Here is a 26,898-nt window from a genome sequence, read left to right on the forward strand (position 1 = left end):
CTTCGATCAAACGTGCGGCCGCGCGACGCGCGCAGCCGCGATCCATGGAAAAGGAAAGCGCCGCGTTGCCGGCTGATGACCGGTAACGCGGCGTCTCTCGATACTGCAGGGCGGACGCTGACGCCGCCCCGAATGCTCAATACTTCTTGCGGGCGCGCGTCTTCTTCGCGGCCGGCTTCGCCGCCGCGCCGCCGCCGCTTGGGCCCTTCTTCTTCGCGGCGGCACGCGCGGCGCGCGCTTCCTTCACCGCGACGCTCGGCGCGCTCGCGGCCTTCTTGCGACGCAGCGCAGGCTCCTCCGCCTGGGGCAGCGCGCGTACGCGCGGGCCGTTGCCGTTGCCGCGGTCGACAGCGCCGCCAGCCGAAGCCGGCGCGGGCGAAGGACGCGGCGCCTTCACCGGCGTATCGCGCACGAGACGGAAGTCGATCTTGCGTGCATCGAGATCGACGCGGCTCACCTGCACGCGCACGCGATCCGACAGGCGATAGCGGATGCCCGTGCGTTCACCGCGCAACTCGTTCTTGATCTCGTCGTACTGGAAGTAGTCCGAGCCAAGTTCCGTGACGTGCACGAGCCCTTCGATGAAGAGCGTGTCGAGCTGCACGAAGATGCCGAACGACGTGACGCCGTTCACCATCCCGCCGTATTCCTCGCCGAGCTTGTCGCGCATGAAATAGCACTTCAGCCATGCCTCGACATCGCGCGACGCTTCGTCCGCGCGTCGCTCGTTCGCCGAGCAGTGCAGTCCAAGTTCTTCCCAGATCGCCGTGTTGTTCGAGCGCGAGCGGCCGCGCGCTTCGTCGTCGGCCTGCTGCATCGCACGGGCACGCGGCGACAGCGCGGTGTTCAGCTCGAAGCCATCCGGTGCCTTCGGCACATACTTCTTGCCCGACAGGATCGCGTAGATCGCGCGGTGCGTGAGCAGGTCGGGATAGCGGCGGATCGGGCTCGTGAAGTGCGCGTACGCCTCGTAGGCAAGGCCGAAGTGACCGATGTTGTCCGGGCTGTAGACGGCCTGCTGCATCGAGCGCAGCAGCATCGGCTGCAGCATCTGCGCATCGGGCCGGTCGCGGATCTGCGCCATCAGCGCCGCGTAGTCGCTCGCATGCGGCTTGTCGCCGCCGCCGAGCGACAGGCCCATGCCGCGCAGGAACGCGCGCAGGTTCTCGAGCTTCTCCGGCGTCGGCCCCGCGTGCACGCGGTACAGGCCCGGATGCTTGTTGCGCTTCAGGAAATCGGCCGCGCAGACGTTCGCGGCCAGCATGCATTCCTCGATCAGCTTGTGCGCATCGTTACGCTGGCGCGGCACGATCTGCTCGATCTTGCCCTGCGAGTTGCAGACGATGTAGGTCTCGGTCGTGTCGAAGTCGATCGCGCCACGCTTCTGCCGCGCGGCGAACAGCGACTTGTAGACACCGTACAGGTCCTGCAGGTGCGGCAGCAGGTCCGCGCGGCGCGCAGCCTCCGGCCCCTTCGTGTTCGACAGCACCGCGGCGACTTCGGTGTACGTGAGGCGCGCAGCCGAATGGATGACGGCCGGATAGAACTGGTACGCCTTGATCTCGCCGCGCGCGGTGATCACCATGTCGCACGCGAGCACGCAGCGGTCGACATGCGGATTCAGCGAGCACAGGCCGTTCGACAGTTTCTCCGGCAGCATCGGAATCACGCGGCGCGGGAAGTAGACCGACGTGCTGCGCTCGAGCGCATCGGCATCGAGCCCGCTGCCCGGCTGTACGTAGTGCGATACGTCGGCGATCGCGACGATCAGCCGGTAGCCGTCGCCACGGCCGACCTTGACCGGCTCGCAGTAGACGGCGTCGTCGAAGTCGCGGGCGTCCTCGCCGTCGATCGTCACGAGCGGCACGTCGCGCAGGTCGACGCGGAAACGCAGGTCGGTCGGCCGCACCTTGTCGGGCAGCGCGGCCGCTTCGTCGAGCGCCGGCTGGCTGAACTCGTGCGGCACGCCGTACTTGCGCACCGCGATTTCGATTTCCATGCCCGGATCGTCGATGTCGCCGAGCACCTCGACGACACGGCCGAGCGGCTGCGAATGGCGGCTCGGGAAATCGGTCAGCTCGACGACAACGACCTGCCCGACCTTCGCCTTCTTCACGTTCTGCGTGATCAGGATGTCATGGCCGATGCGCTTGTCTTCCGGAGCGACGATCAGCGCGCCGTTCTCGTTGAGCAGGCGGCCGATCACGCGCTTGTTCGCGCGCTCGGTGACTTCGACGACATGCCCTTCCGGGCGGCCGCGGCGATCGTAGCCGACGATCCGCGCGAGCACGCGATCGTTGTGCATCACCTTCTGCATTTCGCCGTTCGGCAGGAACAGGTCGTCCTGGCCGTCGTCGCGGATGACGAACCCGTAGCCGTCGCGATGCCCCTGCACGCGCCCGGCGACGAAGTTCGACGGATGGGTCAACTGGTAATGGCCGCGCTTGTCGAGGCGAATCTGGCCGTCGCGTTCCATCGCGGCGACACGCCGGAAGAACCCCTCGCGCTCCTGACGCTTGATCGACAGTGCTTCTGCGATGTCGTTGGCGGCCAGCGGCGCGTCGCTCGTACGCAGCACGCCGAGAATTTCTTCACGGCTCGGAATGGGGTACGGATATTTGCTCAAGGGTTTGTCGATGGTTGTTCTCGTTGCGTTGATTGATGGTGCACGGCATCAACATAGAGGTGTCCTTCAGACAGTTCTATATTGACGGCGGCGGGTCATTCTATCATCCGCCTGTGTCACCAAAAGACCGGAATGCCGCCAGCAGGCGCAGCGGAGCCCGGATTGCGATGCATCGCAAAAATGTGTTGACACGAATAATTGGGGCGCTATAATTTCGCTTCTTTGCAGCAAGCAACTACTGCAAAACGTGCCCAGGTGGCGGAATTGGTAGACGCACTAGGTTCAGGTCCTAGCGGTGGCAACATCGTGGAGGTTCGAGTCCTCTCCTGGGCACCATCTGTATTTAAAAAGGTCGGCTTCTAGCCGGCCTTTTTCATTTCCGGCGCCAAGGAATGGCGTTCGGCTTACTCGCCGATGAACGTGTGCAGCAACCGTGACAGTTCGTCAAACTCGGCCTTCGAAAATTTCCGCAAGCGGGCGTTGAGCACCTTCGGCGCAATCTCCGGAGTCCGCACGACAACCGCCCGCCCCGCTTCGGTCAGCGCGAGGCTCACTACCCGCCGATCGCTCACGCTGCGCGACCGCTCGACGAGCCCCTGCCCTCCAGTTTGTCGAGCACGCGCGCCATCAGCCCGGTGTCGACGCAGAGCAGCTTCGTAGTTCGAAAGGCGTCGCCGCACTGTCGGTGCGCAGGGGCAGCAGGACACCCATTTGCTGCGCCCTGATATCGAGATCCTTCAACGCCGCGTCCATCTCGGACGTAATCGGATTGCGTGCCTTCACGAGCACGAACACCCCGCCCCCTCGGTTTCAGATCCTGTTTGACCAGCTGTCGCAGGCGGGCACATGACTGCGCGGCCACCCGCAGGAGGCTGCGAGCGCCGATCTGCGGGCTCGAGGCGACGACGAACGCGCGCCGCAGTTACGTCGTCCGCGCAGTAGTCGCGCGAAACTTTGGCGAGCAGCAGAAGATCGCCGACACGTTCGCCACCGCCGGACTGCTGCCGGCCCGCGTCGACACGAGCCAGGGGCCCAGCGCTGGAATTTCCCCGCGAAACGCGTTGATCCACCGGGCGCGCGAGAATCCGTCGCGCAAGGGGCAATAATTTTTATCGCCTTGAGTGAAATTGTGTTGACAGACTCTGCCAACACGCTATAATAGCGGTCTTCGCACTGCAGAAATAAGCGAAACGTGCCCAGGTGGCGGAATTGGTAGACGCACTAGGTTCAGGTCCTAGCGGTGGCAACATCGTGGAGGTTCGAGTCCTCTCCTGGGCACCATCTGTTTTCTAAAAAGGTCGGCTTCTAGCCGGCCTTTTTTCATTTCCGGCCCAGGAAGCAAAGCGCCTGCTCGCTTCGCACGAGGTCTCGAAAGGCTGCGCCTGCGAGTGAAACCAGGGGCGCGCATGCGTGACCGAACCCTCCCCTCCTGACCACCATCTGCTTTCAAAAGCGGCCTGCTTCCAGTCGATCTCTTTTCATTCCCGACCGCGGTATTGATGTGTCCGCGTGCACAACCGGAATCACAAATTCGACGATGCACGTCGGCGACCGCGACGTGTGCGCGCCCCGCCCGATGCCCCGAACAAGCCTGCCAAATTATTTTCGTTCGTGACCTCAAATTCTGTTGACAGCCAAGCAATACGCGCTATAATTTCGCTTCTTTGCAGCAAGCAACTACTGCAAAACGTGCCCAGGTGGCGGAATTGGTAGACGCACTAGGTTCAGGTCCTAGCGGTGGCAACATCGTGGAGGTTCGAGTCCTCTCCTGGGCACCATCTGTATTTAAAAAGGTCGGCTTCTAGCCGGCCTTTTTTCATTTCCGGCCGCCCCATCCCGAAAGCAAACCGGTCACTTCGGTTTGCGCGGCCAGCGCCAGCGAACCGTAACGGCACGCGGCAAACCCGGCGACAACCCATTGCCCGGGTTCGGACCACGCCACAAGCCACCCTGGGCCGGATTTTCTCGATCTCCGCGCCCATCCCCGATTCCGGACACCCCGCACCAGCATCCCCGCCTCCACCACAAACCGGGATTTCCCTAGGCTGACATACCGCCGCTCACGCGGTTAAATAAATCAACGTGATTTATTTAATGCGCCGCCGAACGGCGCACCATGGAAGGAGACGCCATGAGAAGCCCGCACTTCGGCCAGGGAAGCAACTCGGCCAACGTGCGCCGTTACAACGAGCGCCTGCTGCTGAAGACGCTGCGGCGCGCGGGCAGCGCGTCGAAGGCTGACCTCGCCCGCCTTGCGAACATGACGGGAACGGCGGTCGGCAGCATCATCACGTCGCTCGCCAGCGCGAAGCTGATCGAATTCGCGGGCCGCACCGAAGGCCAGCGCGGCCAGCCGGCCTCGCTGATCCGCCTCGATCCGCGCGGCGCGTTCGGCATCGGCGTCCATCTCGACCGCATGCGCATCGAAACGGCACTCGTCAACTTCGCGGGCGACGTGCTCGGCCGACGCTCGCACGACACGCTGCTGCCGCCGCCCGCCAACGTGCTCGAGATTGTCCGCCACGACATCGACGCCATGCAGGCCCTGCTCCCCGACCACGAGCGCGCGCGCCTGACCGGCATCGGCGTCGCTCAGCCCTACAACCTCGGCGCCTGGATGCGCGAACTCGGCCTCGCACCCGACACGTTCCGCGCGTGGGAAGACGTCGATTTCGCGGCCGACCTCGGTCGCACGCAATCGCTGCCCGTCTTCGGCGAAAACGACGGCAACGCGGCCGCGATCGCCGAACTGTTCTACGGATACGGCCGGCAGTGCGACGACTTCGTCTACCTGTTCATCGGGCCGGCAATCGGCGGCGGCATCGCGATCGATGGCGACTGCCTGCGCGGCGTGACCGGCAATGCGGGCGACATCGCCGTGATTCCCGTGCCGCCGAGCCGGCTGGCTTCCGCGCCGCCGCCGCGCGGCCCGTGGGACATCCTGCTCGCGCGCGCATCGCTGCATGCGCTGGTGCGCCACCTGCGCCATCACGGCGAGACGGTCGACAACCGGGCCGATCTCGAAGCGTGCATCGCCCGCGGCCTGCCAGCCGTCGACGAATGGATCGACGATTGCGTCGACGCGCTGGCACCCGCACTGCGCGCGATGCTATGCGTGATCGATGCGCCGGTGGTCGTGCTCGACGCCGATACCGACGCCGGCCTGCTCGACGCGGTCACGACGCGCCTGCGTGCAGCGCTCGTGGCCACCGCGCCCGAAGCGCGCGGCACGCCGGTACTCGTACGCGGCACGTTCGGCGCCGACGCCGGTGCGATCGGCGCGGCCACGCTGCCGATGTTCTTCAACTTCTCCCCGCGGGCCGGCATTCTCAAGGGCGCCCGCACCGACTCGCAGGAGGTCAACCATGTCGCGATCTGAGTCGCCCCGCCCGCTGCTCGAGATGCGCGGGATCAGCAAGACGTTCCCGGCCGTGCGCGCGCTCGACAACGTCAGCCTGACCGTCTATCCGGGCGAGATCCATTCGCTGATGGGCGAAAACGGCGCGGGCAAATCGACGCTGATGAAAATCCTGTCGGGCGCATACCGCGCCGACGCCGGCGGCGAGATCCTGATCGACGGCGCCCGCATCGACATCGACGGCCCGCTTGCCGCGCGCGATGCGGGCGTCGCGGTGATCTACCAGGAACTGTGCCTGTCGCCGAATCTGACCGTCGCGGAAAACATCTATATCGGCCGCGAACTGCGGCGCGGCAACCGGCGCTGGGGCACGATCGACCGCGCGGCGATGGCGCGCGGCTGTGAGGACGTGCTCGCGCGCCTGGGCGCATCGTTCGGGCCCGACACGCTTGTCGATACGCTGTCGATCGCGGAGCAGCAGCTCGTCGAGATCGCGCGCGCCGTGCACACCCGTGCGCGCATTCTCGTGATGGACGAGCCGACCACGCCGCTGTCGTCGCGCGAAACCGAGCACCTGTTCCGGCTGATCCGCCAGTTGCGCGAGGAGGGTCTCGCGATCATCTACATCAGCCACCGGATGGCGGAGATCTACGAACTGTCCGACCGGGTGTCGGTGCTGCGCGACGGCACGTACGTCGGCACGCTCGAACGCGCGTCGCTGTCAGCCGAGCGTCTCGTCGCCATGATGGTCGGCCGCGACATCTCCGGCTTCTACAAGAAGGAACATGCGCCGTACGACCCCGGCCACCTGCTGCTGTCGGTACGCGACATCGCCGACGGCTCGCGTGTGCGCGGCTGCAGCCTCGACCTGCACGCCGGCGAAGTGCTTGGCATCGCGGGGCTCGTCGGCGCAGGCCGCACCGAACTCGCACGACTGATCTTCGGGGCCGAGCCGCGCGTGCGCGGCGATGTGAAGGTGGGCGAGCGCACGTTCGGCGCGCACTCGCCGCGCGACGCGATCGATGCCGGCCTCGTCTACCTGACCGAAGATCGCAAGCGCCAGGGCCTGTTCCTCGACATGAGCGTGCGCGACAACATCAACATCTCAGTCTGCAACCGCGATGCGCGGCTCGGCGCACTCGACCTCGCGCGCGGCGCCGAACGCGCGCGCGACGCCATCGCATCGCTGTCGATCCGCGTTCCCCACGCGAACGTCAACGTCGGCGCGCTGTCCGGCGGCAACCAGCAGAAGGTGCTGCTGTCGCGGCTGCTCGAGACGAAGCCGCGCGTGTTGATCCTCGACGAACCGACCCGCGGCGTCGACATCGGCGCGAAATCCGAGATCTACCGGATCATCAACGAACTGGCCCGCGCCGGCGTCGGTGTGATCGTGATCTCGAGCGAACTGCCGGAGATCATCGGTGTCGCCGATCGCGTGCTCGTGATGCGCGAGGGCGAGATCGCGGGCGAACTCGGCGGCTACACGCCGACGCCCATCACGCAGGAAGCCATCATCGCGCTCGCCACCGGCTCGCAGGCCGAACTCGCCGACGCGCACTGAGCTCAATTCATTTCTTTCTTACAATCAGGTTACCGAAATGATCAACCCGACCAAGCAGCGGAACCTCGCTTCCGCGACGGCCCATCCGGTCGCCAACCGTACGCCCCTGATGCGCGGCGCCGATCACCGCGCCCGCATGCAGTCGCTGATCCGCACCGCCGGGATGCTGCCGGTGCTGCTCGTACTGTGCATCGGCTTCGGCTTCCTGACCGACGGTTTCTTCACGCTGCAGAACCTGTCGATCGTCACGCAGCAGGCGTCGATCAACATCGTGCTCGCCGCCGGCATGACCTTCGTGATCCTGACGGGCGGCATCGACCTGTCGGTCGGCTCGGTGCTCGCTGCCGCCGCCGTCGCGGCGCTGCTCGCGTCGACCATCCCGGGCTGGGGCTGGCTCGGCGTGCCGTTCGCGCTCCTCGTCGGCCTCGTGTTCGGCGCGATCAACGGCGGCCTGATCTCGTTCCTGCGCCTGCCGCCGTTCATCGTCACGCTCGGCGCGATGACGGCCGTGCGCGGCGTCGCGCGCCTGATCGGCAACGACACGACCGTGTTCAATCCGCAGTTGCCGTTCGCGTTCATCGGCAACGGCACGATCCTCGGCGTGCCGTGGCTCGTCGTGATCGCGTGCGCGGTGATCGCGATTTCGTGGTTCATCCTGCGCCGCACGGTGCTCGGAATGCGCATCTATTCGGTCGGCGGCAATCCGGAAGCCGCCCGCCTGTCAGGCATCAACGTGCGCGCGATCCAGATGTTCGTTTATGCGGCGTCGGGCCTGCTCGCCGGCCTCGGTGCGGTGATGTCGGCCGCGCGGCTCTACGCGGCCAATGGCCTGCAGCTCGGCCAGTCGTACGAACTCGACGCGATCGCCGCGGTGATCCTCGGCGGCACCAGCTTCGTCGGCGGCGTCGGCTCGATCGTCGGCACGTTGATCGGTGCGCTGATCATCGCGGTGCTGACGAACGGCCTCGTGCTGCTCGGCGTGTCCGACATCTGGCAGTACATCATCAAGGGGCTCGTAATCATCGGCGCCGTCGCGCTCGACCGCTACCGCCAGCGCGATTCGGCGCGTACCTGAGCGCCTTTCCATTCATTCAACCTTGCGGCGCAGACCGATCCCTGCGCCCGCTCGACAAGCAACTTCACGGAGACACAACGACATGTTCAAGCACAAAGCCGCCCTCACCGCCGTCGCCTGCGCACTCGCCTTCGGCGCTTCCGTCGCGCACGCGGCCGACAAGCCGCTCAAATCGATCGGCGTCACGGTCGGGTCGCTCGGCAACCCGTACTTCGTCACGATCGTCAAGGGCGCCGAGGCGCGCGCCAAACAGATCAACCCGAATGCGAAGGTCACGGCCGTGTCGGCCGACTATGACCTGAACAAGCAGTTCACGCAGATCGACAACTTCATCTCCGCGCAAGTCGACATAATCCTGCTCAACGCAACCGATCCGAAGGCGATCGAGCCGGCGGTGAAGAAGGCGCAGGCGGCCGGCATCACGGTCGTTGCGGTCGACGTCGCGGCCGCCGGCGCGAACGCGACCGTGCAGACCAACAACGTGAAGGCCGGCGAGCTGGCATGCGACTACATCGCGAAGAAACTCAACGGCAAGGGCAACGTGATCATCGAGAACGGCCCGCAAGTGTCGGCCGTGATCGATCGCGTCAACGGCTGCAAGACCGTGCTCGCGAAAAGCGCCGGCATCAAGGTGCTGTCGAGCGACCAGGACGGCAAGGGCTCGCGTGAAGGCGGGATGAATGCGATGCAGGGCTACCTGACGCGTTTTCCGAAGCTCGATGCGGTATTCACGATCAACGACCCGCAGGCGATCGGCAGCGATCTCGCCGCGAAACAGCTGAACCGCCCGGGCATCGTGATCACGTCGGTCGACGGCGCGCCCGACATCGAGGTCGCGCTCAAGTCGAATACGCTCGTGCAGGCGTCGTCGAGCCAGGATCCGTGGGCGATGGCGCAGCAGGCAGTCAACGTCGGCTACGGCATCATGAACGGCCAGAAGCCGGCCAACCCGATGATCCTGATCGAACCGACGCTCATCACGCGCGACAACGTGAAGACCTACAAGGGCTGGAGCGCGCCGCGCTGATCGCGCCGCCCGTTCACCCGCGCAACCGGGCAGTGCCGGGCCGCATCGCAACGTGCGACGGCCCGCACTGCCCGCCTTTTCAGATCAATCGCTGCATGGCCGCGCACAACGCCGCGGCACAAGGTTTCGACATGACGACGACGTTTCCCCGCCTGATCGTATTCGGCGAAGCATTGACCGATTTCATCCGCGACGACGCGCAGCACTGGCACAGCGTCGCCGGCGGCTCGTGCTGGAACGTCGCGCGTGTCGGTGCGCGACTCGGCGTGCCGACGGCTTTCGCCGGCACGGTCAGCCGCGACACCTTCGGCGACGAGCTGATGCGCAAGAGCGCCGACGCCGGGCTCGACCTGCGCTTCATGCGGCAGGTCGATCGCGCGCCGCTGCTCGCGATGATCGTGTCGAAGCAGCCGCCCCACTACTTCTTCATCGGCGAGAACAGCGCCGATCTCGCGTTCGATCCGGCGGACCTGCCCGCCGGCGCACTCGACGCGACCGAGATCGTGCACATCGGTTCACTCGGTGTCGTGCGCGAGCCGCTCGCATCGCGCCTGATTGAAGTTGCGCAAGCTGCGCGGGCGGCCGGCAAGCGGATCTCGTTCGACCCGAACTTTCGTGCGCCGATGGCCGCGCCGTCGTATCGCGACACGCTGCGCCGGCTGGCCGGGCTCGCCGACTGGATCAAGGTCTCCGACGAGGATCTGCGCGGGCTGTTTCCCGAACTCGATGAAGCCACCGCGCTCGCGCAACTGCGTACGTGGGCGCCCGACGCGACGATGCTCGTCACGCGCGGCGCATCCGGCATGCAGCTTCTGCATCGCAACACCGTGCTGTTCCAGCCCGCGTTCCCGACCGAAGTGGCCGACACCGTCGGCTGCGGCGATGCGAGCATCGGCGGCTGGCTCGCCAGCCAGCTCACGCGTCCCGATGCATCAGCCGCCGAACACCTGCGCTACGCAGCCGCGTGCGCGGCGGTCGCCTGTGCGCATGCCGGCGCCTATGCGCCGACGGCAGCCGAAGTGACCAGCATGATCGATCGCTCCGCCGACGTCGTCGTTTCCCAATAGCACGCGCCGGCGCGCCGCCCCGTCACCCGGCGGTCGTGCCGGCGCCACCGTCCGCCGGCATCCCGGCCTGCAGCAGTTGCAGGCTCTCGTCGACGCTCAGTTCCGACATTGCGTCGTCGCGCAGCGTATCGTCGGCCGCGCGGCGCAACGCGTGCAGCGCGTGCACCTTGAGCCGCACGATCGCGAGCCGCAACCCGCGCGCCGTGCATTCGGCCGCGAACGTGCGCAACGATTCGATCGTCGTGCTGTCGATATCCGGCGTTTCCTCGAGGCTCAGCATCACGGTATGCGCGTCCGGCGCGGCCTTCATCAATGCACGCACACGGTTCAGCATCCGGTCCGCATTCGCGAAGAACAGTTGCGCCTCGGGTCGCACGATCAGCACGCCCGGCACCGGCTTCGCGTCGGCATGGCTCGCCACGTCGACGAAATCATGACTGTCGCGCAACCTGCCTAGCACGCTGACGTTCGGCTCGGACAGCTTGCGCAGCGTCAGCAGCAGGCTCACGCCGATGGCCGCGAGCAACCCGTGCAGCACGCCGAGCACGAGCACCGCGAGCAGCGCGGCGATCACGACGAGCCGGTCGCGATGCCAGGCCCAGTACGGCCGGAATACCGACGGATGCAGCGAGTGGCTGACCGCGAAGATCACGATCGCCGCGAGCACGGGCTCCGGCGTGCGCGCGAGCTGCGGCAGCAGCAGCAAGACGATCAGCGCAACCACGCCCGCCGCCCACAGGCCGGCAAAGCGCGATTGCGCGCCGGCCGCTTCGTTCGCCGAGGTCGCCGAATAGCCGGCGCCGACCGGCATCCCGTGCAGCAGGCCCGACACGAGATTCGCGCAGCCGAGCGCGACGAGGTCGCGGTTCGGCGATACGCTGTCGCCATGCTTCAGCGCGAAGTTGCGGATCGATCCGTACGATTCCGCGTACAGGATCAGCATCAGCGCGAACGCAAGCTCGATGGTCTGCATCCACGCATTGCGGTCGAGGGTCGGCAGGCCGAACTCGAGATGCTTGAAATCGATATGGCCGACGATCGCGATCCCGTATCGCTGCCAGTCGATCGCATAGCCGGCCGCAATCGACAGCACGATCACGACGAGCGTCGCGGGCACGCGCGAGCTCCGCCCGAGCGCGAACAGCAACGCCAGTGCGATCGCACCGAGCACGGCGCTCGCGAGATTCGCATGCGGCGCGCCGGTGATCAGGTCGAGCGCGACATGCGGCGCATCGCTGTGCTGCACGGAGATCGCGAGAATCTTCGGCAACTGCTTGATGACGATCGTCAGCGCAAGGCCGAACGTGAAGCCGCGCAGCACCGGCCGCGCGACGAAGTCCGACATGCCGCCGAGGCGCGCGGCACCGGCCAGGATGAACAGCACGCCCGTCATCGCGACGAGCGCCGCCGCGAGCGCGAGCTGCGCGGCGAGCGCCATCCCCGACTCCGCCAGCACGGTCGCCGCGAGCACGGCGGCCGACGAGGACGTCGACGACACGATCGCGAAGCGGCTGCTGCCGGTAAGCGCATAGACGACGAGCCCCGACAGCAATGCGATGAGACCGGCCTGCGGCGGCAGGTTCGCCAGCCCCGCGTACGCGACCGCCTCGGGGATCAGCAGGCCCGCGATCGACAGGCCGGCCAGCGCATCGAGGCCGATGCGTCGCGTGGGCGGCGGCGAGGCCGCGTCGAGCGCGGCGAAATGGTCGGCATGCTGCGGGCCGGCGTCGGGGCGGATCGGGGCGGTCGTCATGAGCGGGTCAGGGCTTGACGGCGATGACGCCTGACCAGCCAGGGAGATAGCGTGCGTCCTGCTCATGCGCGCGATGCAGTGCGATGTCGAGCGCCTTCGCAAAGTTCTTGCGGATCTGGTCGAGCGACACGTGCTGGCGCAGGTAGTCGGCCCACAGGAATTCGCTGAACGGCGTCGCGTCCTTCGCATAGCCGCCCGCCGTGCGCAGCTCGCCGGCGAGGCTGCGGTACGGATCGTCCACGAGCCCCGTCAGCGCCTTCGGCAGATTCGCGTAGTCACGGCGAGTGCCGTCCGCGCCGAACGGATGCACCCACTGGTTGTGCTCCATCATCCGCCAGAAGATCGTGTGGTCGAGCCACGACAGATCCTTCAGCAGCATCGCGTTCACGCGTGCCTCGCCCTCCTCGATCAGCGCGAGGCCGAGGTGGTGGTGATCGGTGATGTAGTGCAGCCCATCCGGGCCGAGCACCGTCGGGAACCAGTGCGATTCGATCGCGGTCTTGCGCGCGCGCTTGCTGAGCGCCTTCCAGTGCTTGCGCTTCGCCTTGACTTCGCGATAGCCGACCGTCATCTGCGTGGGACGCAGTTCTTCCAGCTTGACGGGAATCAGGTGAACATCGTTGCCGAGCGTCATGGTCGTACCCCATGTTGCGAAATTCCGGCAACGATACTCCTGATCCTGCGAGCCGTTAATACGTCATGACCTCGATACGCATCCGGTTAACGATCTCTGACAACCGCCTACGCCCGTGCGGCGCCGCGCTACGCACGCAGATCGTTGCGTTCGAGACGATGTCGAATGTAAGGAATACCATCGTGCACGACGCTCACGCGACGCATCCCGAGCTTGCGCGCGACATTCAGCGAGCCGCTGTTGGCCTCCGCGATATCGGCGATCACGCGTGGCAGATGCACGGTGTCGAAGGCGTGGCGCACGACCGCCGCCGCCGCTTCGCTCGCGATCCCACGCCCCCATGCCGCCCGCACCAGCCGCCAGCCGATCTCGACGTCGCGTGCGCCGCCCGCATAGTCGGGAATCAGCAGGATCCAGCCGATGAACGCATCGGGCGCGGCCTTCTCGAAGATCGACCAGTAGCCGAGGCCCGGCGGATAGTCGCGCGTGATCCGGTGCGTGACGAAGCGCCGATGCTCGACGGGATCGTGCCACGGGCCCGCGATGTGCCGCGTGACTTCGGGATCGCGATCCATCGCCACGCACGCATCGAGGTCGGCCAGCACACGCGGACGCAGCCACAGCCGGGCAGTTTCGAGCACGGGCAGCGTCGCGGCGGAACGTTCGGTCATCGGGACTCCTGATTCGGTGACGATGCGCATAGGGCACATTACACAACAGATACAAACAGCTTTCCAGAATGATACAGACGCGTGCCGCCTGTTTCGTGCGACGGCGTTTCCCATTCCGAAACAGTTCATTTCCTAGGGATTATTCCTGATTCGACGTTATCGCGCCCCACCTCGTCCGGCGTCGCGGCCTACACTCGATCCATGCCCCCGCACCGCGCGCAAGCCGGCCGGCATCCGCATGCACATCAAGGGCGCGCAAGCCAACGAGGAGAACTCGGACATGAGCTGGACCCGCGAACAACGCAACGTCACGATCGCCGCCTACCTCGGCTGGACACTCGATGCGTTCGATTTCTTCCTGATGGTCTTCGTGCTGAAGGACATCGCCGCCGAATTCGGGTCGACAATTCCCGCCGTCGCGTTCGCGCTCACACTGACGCTCGCGATGCGCCCGCTCGGCGCACTGATCTTCGGCCGGCTCGCCGATCGCTTCGGCCGCCGCCCGACGCTGATGGTCAACATCGCGTGCTACTCGCTGCTCGAACTCGCATCGGGTTTCGCGCCGAGCCTGACCGCGCTGCTCGTGCTGCGCGCGTTGTTCGGCGTCGCGATGGGCGGCGAATGGGGTGTCGGCTCGGCACTGACGATGGAAACCGTCCCGACCCATGCGCGCGGCTTCGTGTCGGGGCTGCTGCAGGCCGGCTATCCGAGCGGCTACCTGCTCGCGTCCGTCGTGTTCGGCCTGTTCTACCAGTACATCGGCTGGCGCGGGATGTTCATGGTCGGCGTGCTGCCCGCGCTGCTCGTGCTGTACGTGCGTGCTCACGTGCCCGAATCGCCGGCGTGGAAACAGATGGAGAAGCGCCAGCGCCCGAGCCTTGGCGCCACGTTGCAGCAGAACTGGAAGCTCACGATCTACGCGATCGTGCTGATGACCGCGTTCAACTTCTTTTCGCACGGCACGCAGGATCTCTATCCGACGTTCCTGCGCGAACAGCATCACTTCGATCCGCATACCGTGTCGTGGATCACGATCGTGCTGAACATCGGCGCCATCGTCGGCGGCCTGTCGTTCGGCACGATCTCGGAGCGGATCGGCCGACGTCGGGCCATCTTCATCGCCGCGTTGATCGCCCTGCCCGTGCTGCCGCTGTGGGCGTTCTCGAGCGGCCCGGTTGCCCTCGCCGCTGGCGCGTTCCTGATGCAGATCTCGGTGCAGGGTGCGTGGGGCGTGATCCCGGTTCACCTGAACGAGATCTCGCCCGACGAGATCCGCGCGACCTTCCCCGGCGTCGTCTATCAGCTCGGCAACCTGCTCGCGTCGGGCAACGCGACGATGCAGGCGTCGCTCGCCGTTTCGAACCACAACAACTACAGCTTCGCACTCGCGCTCGTGGCCGGCATCGTTGCCGTCGTGATCGCCGTGCTGATCCTGTTCAGCCGCGAGCGGCGCGGCATCGACATGACGCAATCGGTCAATACGCGTAGCACGGTCGCCTGAACCCGCGCATTGCCGCACCGCATCATCGCGCGTGCCCCGTCCGGTCGAGGGCACGCACGATACTTTCCGCATTCGCACATCGAACTAGAGGAATTTGTCCAGATTCCCTGCTTGCCCGCTCCGTCCGCGATTTTTTATCTTAATAAAAACGACTGTTTGAATCAGACAAAAAATCACCAGTTCGCGGCCGGGCGACCGGCATGGGAGGCGGGACATGGCAGTAAGTCAGGAGGGACGGCCATCCGCGGGACGGCCGTCCGGGGCACGGTCATCCGGCACGCGGCAGAACGGCGGGACGAAGGCGCGCATCCTCGATGCGGCCGAGGACCTGTTCATCGAGCATGGCTTCGAGGCGATGTCGATGCGCCAGATTACGTCGCGCGCGGCGGTCAACCTCGCCGCGGTCAACTACCACTTCGGCAGCAAGGAAGCGCTGATCCACGCGATGCTGTCGCGCCGGCTCGACCAGCTCAACCAGGAGCGCCTGGGCATCCTCGACCGCTTCGATGCGCAGCTCGGCACGCACATCACCTGCGAGCACGTGCTCGGCGCGATGTTCATTCCCGCGCTGAAGGCGTCGCGCGATCCCGAGCGCGGCGGGCCCGGGTTCCTGCGGCTGATCGGCCGTGCGTACACCGATCCGTCGCCGTTCGTGCGCAACTTCCTGACCGCGCACTACGCAAGCGTCGCGGGCCGCTTCTTCGATGCGTTCCAGCGCGCATTGCCGCACCTGCCGCGCACGGAGCTCGGCTGGCGTCTGCACTTCGCGATCGGCGCGCTGTCCGGCGCGCTCGCGGGCGCTGAAACGGAAAGCCTGATCGACGAGTTCTCGCAAGGCCGCACGATGAACGACGTGCAGATGATCGCGCGACTGTCGTCGCTGATCGTCGCCGCGCTGAAAGCGCCGATGCCCGACAGTGCGCAACTGTCGATCTTCGCGGCCGTGCTCGACGACGCGGGCGCGAGCGAAGCGTTCGGGCTGCCGCAGTCGGCCGCGACCGCCGTCGATGCGACGACGCTGCATTCCACGAACTGAGCGCGCGAGGCCACGCGCGGCTACCTGTTCACGATTTGATTGAAACGCGCGGTCGTGCGGGGCGTCGAGGCGCCCCGTCGATCGACCGTGCGGCACAGGGCAAGGGCCGGCGCTGAAACGTCCGCCCTCGCCGAGAGCAAAGAACGGAGACTCGTCATGTCATCTTCCGCAGCAACCGCAGCGGCCCAGGTTCCGCCGAACACCGACGGCATCTGGTACGCGTCATACCCGCCCGGCGTCCCGCACGACATCGACGTCACGCAATACGCATCGCTCGTGCAGTTCTTCGACGAATGCACGAGCCGCTTCGCCGAGCGCGTCGCCTACGTGAGCGCAGGCGCATCGATGACCTATCGCACGCTCGCGCAGAAGGTCGACGCGTTCGCGTCGTACCTGCAAAGCATCGGCGTCAAGCCCGGCGACCGCGTCGCGATCATGCTGCCGAACACGTTCCAGTACCCGGTCGCGCTGTTCGGCACGTTGAAAGCCGGCGCGATCGTCGTCAACGTCAATCCGCTCTACACCGTGCGCGAACTCGCGCATCAGCTGAAGGACAGCGGCGCGCAGACGATCGTCGTGTTCGAGAATTTCGCGCGCACGCTGCAGGACGCGCTGCCGGAAACGCAGGTGAAGAACATCGTCGTCACCGCGCTCGGCGACCTGCTCGCCGACGGCTTCAATGCGAAAGGACGCCTGATCAATTTCGTGCTGAAGCACGTGAAGAAGCTCGTGCCGGCCTACCACCTGCCGCAGGCCGTCCGGCTGCGCTCCGCCCTCGCGCTCGGCGCGCGCGGCAAGCCGCAGCCCGTGCAGATCACGCGCGACGACCTCGCGTTCCTGCAATACACGGGCGGCACGACCGGCGTCGCGAAAGGCGCGATGCTCACGCACGGCAACCTGATTGCGAACCTGCTGCAAGCGAAGGCCTGGATCGCCGACCAGGTATCCGGCGACGTCGAAACCGTGCTCACGCCGCTGCCGCTGTATCACATCTATTCGCTGACGGTGAACGCATTCATCTTCATGGGACTCGGCGGGCGCAACATCCTGATCGCCAACCCGCGCGACATGACGATGGTGATGAAGATCATCCGCAACGAGACGTTCACCGGGATCACCGGCATCAACACGCTGTACAACGCGTTCCTCGACAACGAAGAATTCCGCAAGCGGGATTTCTCGAAGCTGAAGCTCGCAATGGCCGGCGGGATGGCGATGCAGCGCGCAGTCGCCGAGCGCTTCCAGCAGGTGACGGGCCGGCCGGTCGTCGAAGGCTACGGCCTGACCGAATGCTCGCCGATCGTCACGATGAACCCCGTTGACCTGAACGACATGGCCGCGTTCAGCGGTTCGATCGGCCTGCCCGCGCCGTCCACCGTCGTGCGCTTTCGTCGCGAGGACGGCACCTGGGCGCCCATCGGCGAACCAGGCGAGCTGTGCGTGCACGGCCCGCAGGTGATGCGCGGCTACTGGCAGCGCCCCGACGAGACGGCCAAGGTGATCGACGCCGACGGCTGGCTCAGCACCGGCGACATCGGCGTGATGGACGAACGCGGCTTCATTCGCCTGATCGACCGCAAGAAGGACATGATCCTCGTGTCGGGCTTCAACGTGTATCCGAACGAAATCGAGGAAGTGCTCGTGATGCATCCGGGCATCAGCGAAGCCGCGGCGATCGGCATTCCCGACGAGGTACAGGGCGAACGGATCAAGGTGTTCGTCGTGCGCCGCGATCCGTCGTTGACGGTCGACGACGTGCTCGCGCACTGCCGCAAGAACCTGACCGGCTACAAGATGCCGAAATTCGTCGAATTCCGCGACGCGTTGCCGCAGACCAACGTCGGCAAGATCCTGCGCCGCGCGTTGCGCGACGAGGAACTCGCCAAAATCAAGGCCGCGAAGCAAGGCTGAACGATCCATCGCCTCCGGAGACGCCGTCGATGAACGAAGGAAAGAAGCGCCACGCACGGCATGCCGCCGCCGTGGCCGTCGCCTGCCTGTTGTCGCTCGTACAGGCAGGCCTGCATGCACAGGAAACGGCCGACGCCGCGAGTGCGGCAGCGGGTGTCACACTGCCGTTGGAACTCGCGAAAGTCACGCGCGAGCCGGTCGCGCAGCAGGCGCGCTGGCTGCGCACGGCCGCGCAGCGCGGCACGCTCGCGCAGCTCGACGACGCGACGCTCACCGCGCTCTTCAAGGCACTCGATCCGCTCGCAGTACCCCTCTATATCCGTAACGGCCCAAACGGCTATCCGTCCTACCAGTTCACGATGGTGCGCCAGGAGCGCATCAACGGAAAATGGTCCGAGACACCCGACCGCATGCTCGTGAAGACCACCCGCGAGCCACTGCGCGTCTATGCGAAATGGCTGCCGGGCGGCGCGCATGCCGGACAGGAGACCATCTACGACACGACGCAGCGCAAGGACGAGATGTACGGCCACCTCGGCGGCCTGCTCGGCAAGATTCCGCTGTGGACGGCAATCGACGGCGCACTCGCGCGCGCCCAGTCGAATCACCAGGTGAAGGATCTCGGCACCGAGTTCATCACGAACCTGTACCTGACCGAAGGGAAAAAATACGTGGAAGCCGGCGTGCAACGGCCGACCGATGTTGACGCCAGGACAATCAACGGCGTGCGGGTCGTTGCGCTCACCTACGAAACGCCGACCGGCCGGCCGCAGTTCTACGCGAAGAAGGAAGTCCTGGGGCTCGATCTGCACGCGCCCTATTTCCGGACCGTCGAGTCCTATGACAACGACGGCAAGATCTTCGAGCGGATCGTCATCGAGAAAATCGCGCCAGCGACGCTCGACGACACCGCATTCGACCCGAAAAACCCTGACTACGCGTTCTGATGCGCGCCGGCAGGGCCGACCTCGGGCTCAATCGTCATCATCGTCGCCATGGTGCCGGTGCCACACCTTGTAATCGTGCTTGCGCCACTTCCGGTAGCGATCGTCGTCATCGCCGTAGTAGTCGTATCCGTAGCCCGGATAGGCGACCATGGCCGGCTGCGGCGCTACATAGACCGGCGCCGGCTCGACATAGACCGGTGCGACCGGAACGCCGATGCCGACCGACAGGTCGACATGCCCCGCCATCGCACTGCCGGAAGCCAGCAACCCCACGCCGCCGCCCCATGCTGCCCATCGTCTCTTGTTCATGTTCCGAATTCCTGATATGCCGGCCCGCCCGGCTCGCGCGGCCAATGTAAGCGCCGCGCGTAGACCCAGGTGATACGGCACTGCGAGAGTCGTAACGCGGCCTAACGAAATGGCATTAGCCGTTTGGCCGAATCGCGAAAATGCGCCGGAACGTCTATAGTGGGTTACGGTTCGACACAATCACGATTTCGCGCTCCCCGATCGAACAGGGTAGAATCCCGCCAAACACCTTGTGGACGAACACGCCACACACACGCACAACATATTCTCTGACGCAGGCTCCTGCCGCACCTCAATGGCCAATCCCGCAGAATCCCATCCGCAAAACGACTTCATCAATTCGGCGCGCAAGGAACGTAAGCGCGTTGAAATCTATCTCGTCAACGGCATTCGTCTGACGGGGTGTATCGAGTCGTTCGACCAGTACCTGGTGATGCTGCGCACCCCCGTGGGTCTGCAAGGCATCTACAAGCGCGCGATTTCCACGATCCAGCTCGACACGGGCGGCTCGCGCCCGGGCGGCAGCGGCCCCCGCGGGCCGCGTACCGGCGGGCGCCCCGGCGGCCGTGAAGGCGGCGGTCACAGCCCGTACGGCTCGCACGGCGGCCCGCGTGAATCGCGCGGCGACGGCGGCTACGGCTCGCGCGAACCGCGCGAGGGTTACGGCTCGCGTGAGCCGCGCGAAGGCTACGGCGCCCCGCGCGAACCCCGTGAACCGCGCGAAAACTACGGCGCGCCGCGCGACACCGGCGACGCATCCGGCAACGCATCGCCGTCGGACTCCCGCGGCGGCACCGGGCCGGTCATCGTGACGCGCCGCCGGCGAATCGTGCCGGACGGCCAGTAAAGCAAAAGGGCAAGCCAACCGGCTTGCCCTTCTTACTTGTGCGGCCGGCGCGGCATGTCGCCGCACCGCCGCCGGGTTCAGCGCGCCGTCGTCGGCAGGCCCGCGTCGGCCTCACGCTGCAACGAACGCACCTGCTGCTGCAACGCGCGCAGTTGCGATTGAAGCTCGGCCTGCTGCGCCTGCAATGCGGCCGTCTCGTTGCGTACGCTCTTCTGGCGATCCGCGACCGCGGCCTGCTGCTGCCGTGCGATCGAGATATCGGCCTGCAGACGCCGCGCGCGATCCTGCGTGACTTCGATCTGCTTGTCCATTTGCGCCTTCTGCGATTCCAGCTTCGCTGCCCGCAGTTCGTTCACGGCCAGCCGCTCCGCCTGGCGCGAGAAATCGCGATAGATCGCTTCCGCACGCGTTTCGTCGTAAGTCTTGATGACGCGCCAAAACGCCTTCTGCTGGAACAACGCGACGAAGTACGTACCGTCCTTCACGTTGAACAGCAGGCTCGCGCCGTAGCTGCCGTTGTAGCTCGTGCGCATTTCCGTCAGCGTGTGCGCCTGGATCTGGCGCTGCAACTCATCGACCGTGCTCGGCCCCGTCGACTCGCCCGCCTGCGGCTGCACCGACGTCTGCGAATCGATCACCGGAATCGCCGCCACCGGCGCCGACGCCTGCTGTACGGCCGGCGAACCGCTGTCGGCCAGACTTTGCGCGTATGCGCCCTGGATGCCTCCCACCACGGCGAGCAACACGCACGCCCTTCCCAACCCCGTCATATGGCTCATGAAGTTCTATTCCCGCCCGAGTCGTTGTAATTCAGCGCGATTTTATCTCATTAATTACTCACTTTCGCGGGTCTCGGGCTCCTCGTCGAAGATCTGATACTTGCGCATTTTTTCCCACAGTACCTTGCGGCTGATGCCAAGCTGCTGCGCCGTATCCTGACGCCGCCAGCCGTTTGCGTCGAGCGCCGCGATGACGCGGTTGCGCTCGTTCATGTCCCACTTGCTGCGGTCGACGAAGACCTCGGCCGCGCTCTCCGCCGGTACCGGCTGCGCCGAATTGCGCGCGTGCGCGATCAGCCGCTGCAGCCGCGCGGCATCCCACCCGCCCGTCTGTCGCACCGTCACGCCGACACGCTCGGCGAGGTTGCGCAGTTCACGCACGTTGCCGGGAAAATAGCTGTCCGCGACCGAATCCGTCAGCCAGTACGGCAGATCGGACAACTGAGCGAGCCGCTCCTCGCCGACGACCTGCGCGACGAACGACTTGAACAGCGCGATCTTGTCGACGGCGCCGCGCTCTTCCAGCGACGGAATGTTCAGCTCGATCACCGCGAGCCGGTAGTAGAGGTCGGCGCGGAACAGGCCATCCTTCACGAGTTGAGGCAGCTTCTTGTTGCTTGCCGCGACCAGGCGGAAATCGACCTTGACCGGCGTCGTCGCACCGACGCGCAGTACCGCGCCATCCTCGAGCACGCGCAGCAGCTTGACCTGCTGGTACAGCGGCAGATCGCCGACTTCGTCGAGGAACAGCGTGCCGCCGCCCGCCTGCTCGAAATAGCCTTTATGCGCAACAACCGCGCCCGTGAACGATCCCTTCGCATGACCGAAGAACAGCGATTCGAACAGGCCATCGGGAATCGCGCCGCAGTTCACCGGCACGAATTCGCCGTGCCGATAGCGCGAGTGCTTGTCGTGCAGCAGTTGCGCGATGCGCTCCTTGCCGACGCCGGTTTCGCCGTGCAGCAGCACGTTGGTGTCGCAGTCGGCGAACGTATCGACTTCGTGCAGGAGCGCCTGCATCGATTCCGAGTGCGCGACGAGTTCGGACGGTTGCGACGTTTCGGCCGTATGCGCACGCAGCTGCGTGACGAGCTTGCCGATCATGCCGCGCAGTTCGGCGCAGGTGAAGTCGAGCGGCAGGATATGCGAATACTCGGGCGGATACTGCGACGCGTCGTGATCGCGCGCCGCGCCGACCCAGACGACCGGCATGCCGATGTTGGCCTGCCAGTCGCGCAGGAATGCCGCGCCGGTCTCGATCATCGACACGCTGATGATCGCCAGCGATGGCCGCAATGCGGCGCGCTCGGGCGAGACTTCCGCGTTGTCGGCACGGATCACTTCGACGTCGAAGCTCGCCATGCACCGGGCGACACGGTCGACAATGTCCGCCTTGCCTTCCCAGACGTACAGGTCGAGCTCTTCGATTGCGGGCGTGGTTCTCATGATTCGGGTGCGGCTTCAGTAATTGACAAGTTGCTCGGCATTGCTGCTCAGTGAGCGAATGCAGGCGGCAGCGACACTGCCTGCTTTGATGACGGAACGTTCAGGCATTTATTGAACCAGCATGGGGTTACCGCATTTGATCGAGTCCGGTGTGTTCGTGACATAGGCATTCCCGAGGCTGAGGCCGAGCAGACCCGTGACCGAGGTCAGGAGCGAATCAATCGGTTGCAGGAGCAGCGGGACGAGTGTAGTTCCCAGTGCGGACAAAATCGGCCCGAGAACGACGTTCAGCACCGGCGTGACAACATCGCCCAGCAATGCGAGCAAACCGCTGTTGGCGGTCAACTGGATCGACAGCCCACTGTTAAGTGCGCTCTGAACCGCGGGTGACAGAATCTGATCCGTGCCGGTGCTCAACATGTATGGCGATGCAGGAGCCGGCGACGCGGATGATCCAGGACCAGGATAGGTAAACGCCAATGGTGTCGCACTCTGATTGGCAACAGGAATGGTCAACTGTCCAGGCGTCAGGTTAATGTTGACCGAGATCTGGCTCAGGTCGAGGAGCCCGAGCGTCAAGGTCTTGACCAACGTCGACAACCCGGAAATCAGACCGCCCAAGTTCAGCAGATTGAGCAGGCTCTGCAGGTTGACGGACACCAGCGTTATCGGTGTTGCGCTACCGTTCTGTGTATATCCACTCGGTGCATTGAGGTTGATCGGCGTATTCGCCGAGCCGCCGAGATACACGGCAACCAATCCGGTCTGCACGTTCACCGTCGCACTTTTCGTGCCGTCCGCAGTACAGGTGACCGACGCCAGGCCCGCCGTTGCCGGTGCCACATAGGCGGTGATCGGCAGTTGCACCGCCGCGAGCGGCGTGGGACTACCCGACGGGCACGTGCCCCCCGGATAGACCAGCCCGCCGGTCGGACAGGTCGACAGCAACGATATCGACGTATTGAGGAAAATGTTCCCCTGCGCGGTCGACGTGTTGGTCGTGCAATTGGACGTCCCGCAGTTCGACGGCCCCGGCGGACCGCTCGCGGTGGACGGCGGATTCGCACCGAGTTTGACCGAACCCGATACGTTCACGTTCAGCAGCGGCGCGAGCAAGGTGGGCGTCTGAACCGTGACGCTGGGGATGTTGACCGAATTCGTGCCGTTCGCGATCTGCAATGCCGTCGACAGCAATCCGAGTGCATTGACGCTGGCGTCGACGGCGGAGGTTCCCGTAGCGGTAGCAGCAGAAACCAGTTGGCCGAGCGCGATCTGCGGACCGCCGCAGACGCTGCCGGAACAGAGCGCAGCGACAATCGCGTTCAGAACGTTCAGGTTCGCCCCGACCAGATTCTGCTGCGTCGCCGCCTGCACTGCGGCGTTCGCCAGTTGCCCGAGCGTCACGGTACCGTTCAATACGCCTGTGGTCGTGCCGACCGGCAGATTGGCGAGAATGCCGGCCAGTTTCAGATTGACTTGTGCCAGCCCCTGGTAGTCGAGAACCTGCAGACTCAGCGCATTCGGAGACCCCGTCAGCACCTTGAGCAACTGATTGGCCAAGCCGCCGTTCAATGTCGCCAGCGACGTGGTCAGCGTAAAGGTATCGGTCGGCACGCTCTTGGCGATGGCGGATCCACCGATCGTGACGCCACCGCGAAATATCCCGTCGACCGGCTCGGCTACCGTGACACAAACCGCATTAGTCGATTGCCCATTGACTGTTCCGGCCGACAGACCGGCGCATTGGCCACCGCTGATCGGGTCTCCCGAAATCCATGTGAACTGCGCGCTGCCGCTGCCCTGAGGCGCGGACCAGATGCCGCAAGACACGGAGACGCTCGAACCTGTCGGCAACGGGTTCTTCGATGGGTTGGCGATTTGACCGGCAGCGGTCTTCGCTGCCTGACAAGTCGAGTCACTGGCAATTTGCGACACCGCTGACAGCGCGGCCAAATCGGCCGCCGCTTGCATTCGACGTCTTTCAGCATAGAAATGGTCGACGTCGATCGCGCCCAGCACGATAATCGCAACCAGTGCCCAGATCGTCGCCATGACCGCGACGCTCCCCCGCTGGCGACTTCTCCCCGGGCCGCCAGCGCCACACCGCCGCGCCGCGTGCGATTGATCTGCGCGCATGGTCATCTCTTATTGCGCGCCCTGCCCGCCGCCTGACATGCCACCCGTTGCACCGAGTTGCGAACTTATCGAATCAGGGATCTTGTTCTTGAACGAATCAAGATAGCGCTGGTAGGCAAGCGATGCGACATCGCCGAACACCGGTTGCGCCGGCGCCGCCGCGCGATTGTCACGCTGCATCGAGAGCCAGTCCTTGGTGGAACGGCCAACGTCTGACGCGCCCGGTGCCACGGCCTGTTGACCATATGCCGCGCCTGAGCTCGTTACGATGCAGGCGATTGCGCCCAACGTCGCGATCCAGCCGATGCGTGCGCTTCGATTATGTTTGTTGTCGTTCATGTTGCTCCCCGGATATCCATTCATTGTGCAAACCGTTGCAACAGCGGCACTGTCTGGTCATAGCCAACGTTGTTCGCCATCGGCGTGATCGGTGTTGGAGCGCCGCGTCGCGACACCACCGGTGGTGTCGCAACTGCACGCTGCAGGGCGCGCACGGCCATAGCGATCTTCGCGGCATCGCTGTTGATGTCCTTGCGAATATCGGCCGACAGATGCTGCTGGTTCATCAACCGTTGCGCATCCTGCGAACGTCCTGCCGCAAACAGATACAGCGCGAGGTTGCTGACGATCTTCGGATTGCGCTGATCGAGTTCGGCCGCCTTCATCAGCGGCACCCGCGAACCGACGACGTCGCCGCTGCGCAACTTCGCGTAAGCAAGGTCGGAAAGCAGCGACGGATCCGTCGGCGCAAGCTCCGACGCCTGCGTCAATGCCTGCACCGCACGGTCGAAATCCCCTGCGGCACCCGCCAGCAACCCCAGCCCGCGATAGCCGCGCGCAGCAAGCGGCGTCTTCAGCAACTGGTTATACGCGGCCGCGCTCGCGGCCGGCTGATCGGTCATCCGCAGCGCATCCGCGCGCAGCAGAACCGATTCCGGCATGACGCCGTATGTCTTGTCGTACGCGTCGATGTGCGCGAGCGAAGCGTAATAGAGCCCTTGCGTTTGCATGCGCTGAATCAGGCCCAGGTACATCCCCGGCGTATCCGGCACGGACTGCTTCTGATCTGCTGCCTGCATCAGCGCCGCACGCTCGGTCTGCGCACCGACGCCATACCCGCTTTCCTTGGTGGCACATGCGCCAAGCAGCAGCACTGCTGTCAACATGCCTGCCCGCGTCACCGTTTCGCCGATTCGCTTCATGATCTGTCCTTCCGTCTTTCAATGCTGCGACGATAATGCGCGCATTACTGCCAGCATGCCCGGCCCGGCCGTCACGATCAGCAATGCTGGCAACAGCGTCAGCACCATGACGCCCGTCATCTTCACGGTCAATCTGCCGATACGTTCGCGCAGCATCGCGCGGCGCGTCTCGCGCAAACGATCGCCGAACTGCTTGAGCGGCTCCTGCACCGCACCACCATGCTTGTCGACCTGAATCATCAATCGCACGATCGCGCGCAAATCCTCGTTGTCGAATCCGCCGGACAGCCGTTGCAACGACTGCTCGCGCGTACGTCCTGCAGCGAACTGACGCTGCGCGATTCCCACCTCCGACGACAGCACTGGAAGCATCCCGCGAAAATCGTTCGTCACGACCTGCAGGCTCTGATCGAGCGACAACCCGACACCTTGCAGCAGGCGCAACATGTCGACGAGCAGCGGCAGTTCGTCGACAACGCTCTGCCGCCGCGACGCCGCGCGGCGCTGCACATAGAGTTTCGGCAGCATGAAGCCGAGCCCGAAAGCGACGAACATGCCGACCATCCAGACACCGCCTTTCATGCGCCCGCTCGCGAAGGTCACAAACAGCAGCGGCAGCACGATCCCGCACGCAACCCGCGCGCTCAGAAACAGCCCGCGCGTGCGCGCGTCGACATATCCGGCTTGCTCGAGCAGGCGGCGATCCTCTTCCGCGACGGCGTATTTGCCGAATCCCGTATCCAGCCAGCGCATGCCCGCCGCCGACAACCGGTCCAGCAAACGCTGGACGCGTTGCCCGCCGCGCACATCGGGTTTCGCAAGCGTATCGCCGTTCGGCGCGGTCCGTGCTTTCGCTGCCTCGAGTGCAGCCATGCGCTGATCCAGCGCATCGACCAGAGCACGTTCGGCACGCCCCGCTGCATGCGCACGCAGCACGGCAACCATGCCCAGCAGCAGCACCCCAAGTGCGCCCGCTGCCAGCGCAATCGCTCCGATTTGATTTGCTGTCATA

At 65.3% G+C, this 26,898-nt stretch carries 21 protein-coding genes, 3 tRNA genes and 2 pseudogenes; 14 read left to right on the plus strand and 12 right to left on the minus strand.

Annotated elements, in window-relative coordinates; translation table 11 throughout:
* Nucleotides 1–136: 136 nt before the first annotated feature.
* Nucleotides 137–2,626: a ribonuclease R gene (gene rnr, locus HWX39_RS22930; protein ID WP_175970109.1), complete on the minus strand. Its 2,490-nt coding sequence runs from the start codon at nt 2,624–2,626 to the stop codon at nt 137–139.
* A gap of 249 nt (nt 2,627–2,875) precedes the next feature.
* Here rnr and HWX39_RS22935 point away from each other — a divergent pair.
* A tRNA-Leu gene (locus HWX39_RS22935) sits at nt 2,876–2,962 on the plus strand.
* A 68-nt stretch (nt 2,963–3,030) separates the two neighbouring features.
* On the opposite strand, the pseudogene HWX39_RS22940 reads toward HWX39_RS22935, so the two are convergent.
* Nucleotides 3,031–3,421, minus strand: a pseudogene (locus tag HWX39_RS22940) (MarR family transcriptional regulator).
* Nucleotides 3,422–3,437: 16 nt separating this feature from the next.
* On the opposite strand from HWX39_RS22940, the pseudogene HWX39_RS36380 reads away from it, so the two are divergent.
* From HWX39_RS36380 to HWX39_RS22975, 8 genes and pseudogenes are all read left to right on the plus strand, one after another.
* Nucleotides 3,438–3,704: pseudogene (locus HWX39_RS36380) on the plus strand (aliphatic sulfonate ABC transporter substrate-binding protein); the annotation flags it as partial.
* 116 nt (nt 3,705–3,820) lie between these two features.
* Nucleotides 3,821–3,907 (plus strand) — tRNA-Leu (locus HWX39_RS22945).
* A gap of 410 nt (nt 3,908–4,317) precedes the next feature.
* Nucleotides 4,318–4,404: transfer RNA gene (locus HWX39_RS22950), tRNA-Leu, on the plus strand.
* A gap of 353 nt (nt 4,405–4,757) precedes the next feature.
* On the plus strand, nt 4,758–6,005 hold the full coding sequence (locus HWX39_RS22955) for an ROK family protein (protein ID WP_175970110.1): 1,248 nt from the start codon (nt 4,758–4,760) through the stop codon (nt 6,003–6,005).
* Nucleotides 5,992–7,545: a sugar ABC transporter ATP-binding protein gene (locus HWX39_RS22960; protein WP_175970111.1), complete on the plus strand. Its 1,554-nt coding sequence runs from the start codon at nt 5,992–5,994 to the stop codon at nt 7,543–7,545. The genes HWX39_RS22955 and HWX39_RS22960 overlap by 14 nt, the downstream gene beginning before the upstream one ends.
* 37 nt (nt 7,546–7,582) lie before the next feature.
* Nucleotides 7,583–8,620 carry a ribose ABC transporter permease gene (locus tag HWX39_RS22965; protein ID WP_175970112.1) on the plus strand — a complete coding sequence of 346 codons (1,038 nt, stop codon included), beginning with the start codon at nt 7,583–7,585 and terminating at the stop codon, nt 8,618–8,620.
* Between the two features lie 82 nt (nt 8,621–8,702).
* Nucleotides 8,703–9,647 carry an ABC transporter substrate-binding protein gene (locus HWX39_RS22970; RefSeq protein ID WP_175970113.1) on the plus strand — a complete coding sequence of 315 codons (945 nt, stop codon included), beginning with the start codon at nt 8,703–8,705 and terminating at the stop codon, nt 9,645–9,647.
* A gap of 131 nt (nt 9,648–9,778) precedes the next feature.
* Nucleotides 9,779–10,714 (plus strand): carbohydrate kinase, encoded by a 936-nt coding sequence (locus HWX39_RS22975; protein ID WP_175970178.1) that lies wholly within the window; start codon nt 9,779–9,781, stop codon nt 10,712–10,714.
* Between the two features lie 22 nt (nt 10,715–10,736).
* Here HWX39_RS22975 and HWX39_RS22980 read toward each other — a convergent pair whose 3' ends face one another.
* From HWX39_RS22980 to HWX39_RS22990, 3 genes are all read right to left on the minus strand, one after another.
* Entirely contained in the window at nt 10,737–12,467 is a 1,731-nt protein-coding gene (locus HWX39_RS22980; RefSeq protein WP_175970114.1) for a SulP family inorganic anion transporter, read from the minus strand.
* Between the two features lie 7 nt (nt 12,468–12,474).
* On the minus strand, nt 12,475–13,101 hold the full coding sequence (locus HWX39_RS22985) for a ParB-like protein (protein ID WP_175970115.1): 627 nt from the start codon (nt 13,099–13,101) through the stop codon (nt 12,475–12,477).
* Between the two features lie 128 nt (nt 13,102–13,229).
* On the minus strand, nt 13,230–13,772 hold the full coding sequence (locus HWX39_RS22990) for a GNAT family N-acetyltransferase (protein ID WP_175970116.1): 543 nt from the start codon (nt 13,770–13,772) through the stop codon (nt 13,230–13,232).
* 280 nt (nt 13,773–14,052) lie between these two features.
* Between HWX39_RS22990 and HWX39_RS22995 the strand changes: the two genes are divergently transcribed.
* From HWX39_RS22995 to HWX39_RS23010, 4 genes are all read left to right on the plus strand, one after another.
* On the plus strand, nt 14,053–15,273 hold the full coding sequence (locus tag HWX39_RS22995; RefSeq protein WP_175970117.1) for an MFS transporter: 1,221 nt from the start codon (nt 14,053–14,055) through the stop codon (nt 15,271–15,273).
* A gap of 214 nt (nt 15,274–15,487) precedes the next feature.
* Complete coding sequence (locus HWX39_RS23000; protein WP_175970118.1) at nt 15,488–16,309, plus strand: TetR/AcrR family transcriptional regulator; 822 nt, start codon at nt 15,488–15,490, stop codon at nt 16,307–16,309.
* Nucleotides 16,310–16,465: 156 nt separating this feature from the next.
* A complete protein-coding gene (locus tag HWX39_RS23005; protein WP_175970119.1) occupies nt 16,466–18,220 on the plus strand; it encodes an AMP-binding protein in 1,755 nt (584 codons plus the stop codon).
* Nucleotides 18,221–18,249: 29 nt separating this feature from the next.
* Complete coding sequence (locus HWX39_RS23010; protein ID WP_175970120.1) at nt 18,250–19,167, plus strand: DUF1571 domain-containing protein; 918 nt, start codon at nt 18,250–18,252, stop codon at nt 19,165–19,167.
* Nucleotides 19,168–19,194: 27 nt separating this feature from the next.
* Here the strand turns inward: HWX39_RS23010 and HWX39_RS23015 are convergent, their stop codons facing one another.
* Nucleotides 19,195–19,476 (minus strand): PXPV repeat protein, encoded by a 282-nt coding sequence (locus HWX39_RS23015; protein WP_175970121.1) that lies wholly within the window; start codon nt 19,474–19,476, stop codon nt 19,195–19,197.
* 295 nt (nt 19,477–19,771) lie between these two features.
* On the opposite strand from HWX39_RS23015, the gene hfq reads away from it, so the two are divergent.
* On the plus strand, nt 19,772–20,323 hold the full coding sequence (gene hfq / locus HWX39_RS23020) for an RNA chaperone Hfq (RefSeq protein WP_175970179.1): 552 nt from the start codon (nt 19,772–19,774) through the stop codon (nt 20,321–20,323).
* Nucleotides 20,324–20,400: 77 nt separating this feature from the next.
* On the opposite strand, the gene HWX39_RS23025 is transcribed toward hfq, so the two are convergent.
* The 6 genes from HWX39_RS23025 to HWX39_RS23050 all read right to left on the minus strand — a co-directional run bounded on the left by HWX39_RS23025 (nt 20,401) and on the right by HWX39_RS23050 (nt 26,897).
* The gene (locus tag HWX39_RS23025; RefSeq protein WP_175970122.1) at nt 20,401–21,102 is read right to left on the minus strand and encodes a DUF2968 domain-containing protein; all 702 of its coding nucleotides are present in this window, start codon (nt 21,100–21,102) and stop codon (nt 20,401–20,403) included.
* A gap of 54 nt (nt 21,103–21,156) precedes the next feature.
* Complete coding sequence (locus HWX39_RS23030; protein WP_175970123.1) at nt 21,157–22,548, minus strand: sigma-54 dependent transcriptional regulator; 1,392 nt, start codon at nt 22,546–22,548, stop codon at nt 21,157–21,159.
* A gap of 108 nt (nt 22,549–22,656) precedes the next feature.
* Nucleotides 22,657–24,690 (minus strand): pilus assembly protein TadG-related protein, encoded by a 2,034-nt coding sequence (locus tag HWX39_RS23035; RefSeq protein WP_347879595.1) that lies wholly within the window; start codon nt 24,688–24,690, stop codon nt 22,657–22,659.
* Between the two features lie 3 nt (nt 24,691–24,693).
* Nucleotides 24,694–25,023, minus strand: a complete 330-nt coding sequence (locus HWX39_RS23040; RefSeq protein WP_175970125.1) for a DUF3613 domain-containing protein — start codon at nt 25,021–25,023, stop codon at nt 24,694–24,696.
* 20 nt (nt 25,024–25,043) lie between these two features.
* Nucleotides 25,044–25,886 carry a pilus assembly protein gene (locus tag HWX39_RS23045; RefSeq protein WP_175970126.1) on the minus strand — a complete coding sequence of 281 codons (843 nt, stop codon included), beginning with the start codon at nt 25,884–25,886 and terminating at the stop codon, nt 25,044–25,046.
* An 18-nt stretch (nt 25,887–25,904) separates the two neighbouring features.
* A complete protein-coding gene (locus tag HWX39_RS23050; protein ID WP_175970127.1) occupies nt 25,905–26,897 on the minus strand; it encodes a type II secretion system F family protein in 993 nt (330 codons plus the stop codon).
* Between the last annotated feature and the right edge of the window lies 1 nt (nt 26,898).

This window comes from Burkholderia sp. BCC0322 (genome assembly GCF_902833045.1).
GTDB lineage: Bacteria > Pseudomonadota > Gammaproteobacteria > Burkholderiales > Burkholderiaceae > Burkholderia.

Coding starts and splice junctions, on each gene's coding strand:
- HWX39_RS22960 (WP_175970111.1), top strand. CDS start 5,992: ATGTCGCGATCTGAGTCGCCCCGCCCGCTGCTCGAGATGCGCGGGATC.
- HWX39_RS22975 (WP_175970178.1), top strand. CDS start 9,779: ATGACGACGACGTTTCCCCGCCTGATCGTATTCGGCGAAGCATTGACC.
- HWX39_RS22970 (WP_175970113.1), top strand. CDS start 8,703: ATGTTCAAGCACAAAGCCGCCCTCACCGCCGTCGCCTGCGCACTCGCC.
- HWX39_RS23030 (WP_175970123.1), bottom strand. CDS start 22,548: ATGAGAACCACGCCCGCAATCGAAGAGCTCGACCTGTACGTCTGGGAA.
- HWX39_RS22980 (WP_175970114.1), bottom strand. CDS start 12,467: ATGACGACCGCCCCGATCCGCCCCGACGCCGGCCCGCAGCATGCCGAC.
- HWX39_RS22995 (WP_175970117.1), top strand. CDS start 14,053: ATGAGCTGGACCCGCGAACAACGCAACGTCACGATCGCCGCCTACCTC.
- HWX39_RS23000 (WP_175970118.1), top strand. CDS start 15,488: ATGGCAGTAAGTCAGGAGGGACGGCCATCCGCGGGACGGCCGTCCGGG.
- HWX39_RS23045 (WP_175970126.1), bottom strand. CDS start 25,886: ATGAAGCGAATCGGCGAAACGGTGACGCGGGCAGGCATGTTGACAGCA.
- HWX39_RS22965 (WP_175970112.1), top strand. CDS start 7,583: ATGATCAACCCGACCAAGCAGCGGAACCTCGCTTCCGCGACGGCCCAT.
- HWX39_RS23050 (WP_175970127.1), bottom strand. CDS start 26,897: ATGACAGCAAATCAAATCGGAGCGATTGCGCTGGCAGCGGGCGCACTT.
- HWX39_RS22955 (WP_175970110.1), top strand. CDS start 4,758: ATGAGAAGCCCGCACTTCGGCCAGGGAAGCAACTCGGCCAACGTGCGC.
- HWX39_RS22990 (WP_175970116.1), bottom strand. CDS start 13,772: ATGACCGAACGTTCCGCCGCGACGCTGCCCGTGCTCGAAACTGCCCGG.
- HWX39_RS23005 (WP_175970119.1), top strand. CDS start 16,466: ATGTCATCTTCCGCAGCAACCGCAGCGGCCCAGGTTCCGCCGAACACC.
- HWX39_RS23015 (WP_175970121.1), bottom strand. CDS start 19,476: ATGAACAAGAGACGATGGGCAGCATGGGGCGGCGGCGTGGGGTTGCTG.
- HWX39_RS22985 (WP_175970115.1), bottom strand. CDS start 13,101: ATGACGCTCGGCAACGATGTTCACCTGATTCCCGTCAAGCTGGAAGAA.
- HWX39_RS23025 (WP_175970122.1), bottom strand. CDS start 21,102: ATGAGCCATATGACGGGGTTGGGAAGGGCGTGCGTGTTGCTCGCCGTG.
- hfq (WP_175970179.1), top strand. CDS start 19,772: ATGGCCAATCCCGCAGAATCCCATCCGCAAAACGACTTCATCAATTCG.
- HWX39_RS23040 (WP_175970125.1), bottom strand. CDS start 25,023: ATGAACGACAACAAACATAATCGAAGCGCACGCATCGGCTGGATCGCG.
- HWX39_RS23035 (WP_347879595.1), bottom strand. CDS start 24,690: ATGACCATGCGCGCAGATCAATCGCACGCGGCGCGGCGGTGTGGCGCT.
- HWX39_RS23010 (WP_175970120.1), top strand. CDS start 18,250: ATGAACGAAGGAAAGAAGCGCCACGCACGGCATGCCGCCGCCGTGGCC.